General features: G+C 57.7%; 5 protein-coding genes and 1 pseudogene. 1 reads left to right on the top strand and 5 read right to left on the bottom strand.

The window, feature by feature from the left end:
- Positions 1-611: 50S ribosomal protein L2 (gene rplB / locus NWQ23_RS08760; RefSeq protein ID WP_306165906.1), on the bottom strand; the 611-nt coding region annotated here is incomplete at its 3' end.
- Positions 612-994: 383 nt separating this feature from the next.
- Between rplB and NWQ23_RS08765 the strand changes: the two genes are divergently transcribed.
- Positions 995-1,429, top strand: coding sequence for an EamA family transporter (locus NWQ23_RS08765; RefSeq protein WP_372340119.1), 435 nt, complete (start codon positions 995-997; stop codon positions 1,427-1,429).
- A gap of 6 nt (positions 1,430-1,435) precedes the next feature.
- On the opposite strand, the gene NWQ23_RS08770 is transcribed toward NWQ23_RS08765, so the two are convergent.
- The 4 genes and pseudogenes from NWQ23_RS08770 to NWQ23_RS08785 all read right to left on the bottom strand — a co-directional run.
- Complete coding sequence (locus NWQ23_RS08770; RefSeq protein WP_306165907.1) at positions 1,436-2,056, bottom strand: YdeI family protein; 621 nt, start codon at positions 2,054-2,056, stop codon at positions 1,436-1,438.
- Positions 2,057-2,167: 111 nt separating this feature from the next.
- Positions 2,168-2,464: a 50S ribosomal protein L23 gene (locus NWQ23_RS08775; RefSeq protein WP_306165908.1), complete on the bottom strand. Its 297-nt coding sequence runs from the start codon at positions 2,462-2,464 to the stop codon at positions 2,168-2,170.
- A complete protein-coding gene (rplD, locus tag NWQ23_RS08780; protein WP_306165909.1) occupies positions 2,461-3,081 on the bottom strand; it encodes a 50S ribosomal protein L4 in 621 nt (206 codons plus the stop codon). Before rplD ends, NWQ23_RS08775 begins: the two co-directional genes overlap by 4 nt.
- Positions 3,071-3,450: pseudogene (locus tag NWQ23_RS08785) on the bottom strand (50S ribosomal protein L3); the annotation flags it as partial. The gene rplD and the pseudogene NWQ23_RS08785, both read right to left, overlap by 11 nt.

The following is a 3,450-nucleotide window of genomic DNA, read 5'->3' on the forward strand; positions in this document are numbered from 1 at the left end:
TTCTGGTTCGAGTTGTCTGGGTTCGACACAGCACCGACAGTGGCCATGCATTCCTGGCGGACCAGACGCAATTCACCCGAAGACAGGCGGATCTGCGCATAGCCACCATCACGACCAACAAACTGGGCGTAGGTGCCGGCTGCACGGGCGATCTGGCCGCCTTTGCCTGCTTTGATTTCGATGTTGTGGATGATCGTCCCGATGGGCATGCCCGAGAAAGGCATCGCGTTGCCGGGCTTAATGTCAGCCTTGGCGGATGCGACCACCTTGTCACCGACAGCAAGACGCTGCGGAGCGATGATGTAATTCTGTGTGCCGTCTTCGTACTGGATCAGCGCGATGAATGCGGTGCGGTTCGGGTCATATTCGATCCGTGCGACGACAGCTGGCATGTCCAGCTTGTTGCGCTTGAAATCGACGATGCGGTAAAGACGCTTTGCGCCCCCACCAATACGACGCATAGTGATCCGTCCGGTGTTGTTCCGGCCGCCCGACTTTGTCAGACCCTCTGTGAGGGCCTTGACGGGACGTCCTTTCCAAAGCTCCGAACGGTCGATCAGCACCAGCCCACGCTGGCCCGGCGTCGTCGGTTTGTACGACTTGAGTGCCATGTTTGCTTCTTCCGTTTGCTTGGCGGGCCTAGTGAATAGACCCTGATGTTATAGGGCCCCGAAGGTCCCCGACGTAATAAAAGCGCAGCCCCGGACGAATCCGAGGCTGTGCGATTGGTGGGCGTATAGCGGGGTGGGTGGGAGGTGTCTATAGCCGACAATCAATTAAATCAGGGCCAAAGGTCACGCGAAGGTGCAACCTAGGACAAAATTCTAGTCTTGCCGGTGGGGCTCGCGCTGGTCCGTTTCTGGATCGGTACTCAGATTGCCAGAACAGGCCTCGGCCTACTTATGTCTGGGCTTTCCCCGATGCAAAATGACTCGCCCTCGCCTTTCCCTGCGTGCAATGCTTTGGTTATCCCCCAACCACAGGACCACACCCAATGGAAAACATCGGTACCTCTTGGCAGTTCTGGGCGGTCATGGCCGCTGTCTTTGCCGCCCTCACCGCGATCTTTGCCAAGGTCGGGATCGAGAATATCCCGTCGGACTTTGCGACCTTCCTGCGCACGCTGGTCGTGATCGTCGTCTTGGGGGCCATCCTGCTGGCCACCAAACAGTACCAGCCCCTTAACACCATATCCCCCAAGAGTGCGATCTTCCTGATCCTCTCCGGCCTTGCGACCGGCGCATCATGGGTCTGCTATTTCCGCGCACTGAAGCTGGGCAACGCATCGCAGGTGGCCCCTGTCGATAAACTCAGCGTCGTACTGGTCGCGGTCTTCGGCGTGCTGTTTCTGGGCGAGCATCTGTCTACGGGTGGCTGGATCGGCGTGGCATTGGTGGCCTCCGGTGCTGTGGTGATGACGATCAGCTAAGGCGCCCTAGCGTTCCGTGGCGCCCTTGCCCGCAATAATCTTGTCGCGGAACTTGGCGATCCGGTTCAAGCGCGTGGCAGTCTGTTTAGCACTGTTGATACTCAGAACATAGCTGCGTTGCCGCCCCGGTGTGAGGGCCGCAAACGCCTCTGACAGCTCGGGGTCCTGGTCCAGGACGTCCACCAATTCATCCGGCAAGGTGATCTCCCGGACAATTTTGGGCGGCTTGATACCCCGTTCCGCAAAATTCTTCAGCGCCGCCAAATAGTGACGGATGGTGTCGTCTTTGGCAGCAACTTCTGCAACGCTGGTAAACGTCATCACACTGGGCGTGGCGGTATTGGGGCCGTTCGCGACCAGCGCGCCATGCGTATCCCCCAAAAGACCCGCGTTCATGAAGGTAAGACGGAAATCACTGCGAAACGCGCCGATTAAAGCGATGTTGCGATCGGCGTGCAAATAGCAGGGATGCCCCCACTTGACGGTCTCTTGCAGTCCCATATCAAGGCAGACTGCGCGCAAGGCCGCCACACCCGCCCCCCAAGTCATCGCAGAACAGTCAGGGGTCTCAAACCGCGCGCAACGGCCACAGCCTTTGGCAAAAAAGTCATCCGCTTTGGTGATCATGGAGCAATGTCCGGATGTTGTTGTGGAGATTCTAACCCCAAGCGGGTGAACCACCAACAAAAAAGGCCCCCAGCTTGCGCTGGGGGCCTTTTTCAATTCTTGGCGTCTGGCTTACAGACCGGTGGACACGTCGATTGTGTTGCCGGCTTCCAGCGTCACATAGGCTTTCTTGACATCCTTGCGGGTGCCCAGCGAACCGCGGAAGCGCTTCACTTTGCCTTTGGTGATTGTCGTGTTGACCGCTTTGACCTTCACACCGAACAGAGCTTCAACAGCCTGCTTGATCTGTGGCTTGTTGCTGTCGATTGCCACTTCGAAAACAACGGCATTGGCTTCAGACGCCATCGTTGCTTTTTCGGTGATGATCGGCTTGCGGATCACGTCGTAATGTTCTGCTTTCGCGCTCATGCTAAACGAGCCTCCAGTGCTGCGACGCCTGCTTTGGTCAAGACGAGTGTGTCTGACTTGAGGATGTCGTAAACGTTGGCACCCATGGATGGGAGAACGTTAATGGTTGTGATGTTGGCTGCGGCCTTGGCGAAGTTTGCGTTCACTTCGGCCCCATCGATGATCAGCGCACGCTTCCAACCCAGTGAACCGACCATTTTGGCCAGCGCACCTGTCTTGGCATCTTTGACTTCGATCGTGTCCACGATGACCAGCTCGCCTGCGGCCACTTTGGCGGACAGGGCATGCTTCAGTCCCAACTTGCGGAACTTCTTGGTCAGGTCATGGGCGTGGCTGCGCGGGGTTGGACCCTTGTATGTACCACCGTGACGGAAGATCGGCGCGCCCTTGGACCCGTGACGTGCGCCACCGGTGCCTTTTTGGCGATAGATCTTCTTGGTCGAATACGACACTTCGGAACGACCAAGCACATCGTGTGTACCCGCCATTGCCTTGTTGCGCTGCCAACGGACGACGCGGTGCAAGATGTCCTTGCGTGGCTCAAGACCAAAGATTTCGTCGTTCAATTCGACGGAACCGGCGGCTTTGCCATCCAGTTTGATTGCATCAGCCTTCATTTTTATCACCCTCAGTCTCGGCGGCATCATCTGCCGGGGCTTCGTTTGCGGCTTCGGCTTCAGCAGCTTCCAATGCGGCCTGCTCTGCTTCAGCAGCGGCCTTTGCGGCAGCAGCTTCTTCAGCAGCGGCAGCGGCAGCAGCTTCTTCAGCCAAACGCTTGGCTTCTTCGTCCAGCGACTTCAGACCAGCAGGATAGATCACGTTCTCGGGTGTCGGCTTTTTGACCGCATCCTTGATTGTGACCCAGCCACCCTTAGAGCCGGGAACAGCGCCTTTCACCATGATCACGCCACGGTCAGCATCTGTCTTCACGACTTGCAGGTTCTGTGTGGTCACGCGGGCAGAACCCATGTGGCCGGCCATCTTCT

It is taken from the genome of Yoonia sp., from assembly GCF_030731595.1.
Lineage (GTDB): Bacteria > Pseudomonadota > Alphaproteobacteria > Rhodobacterales > Rhodobacteraceae > Yoonia.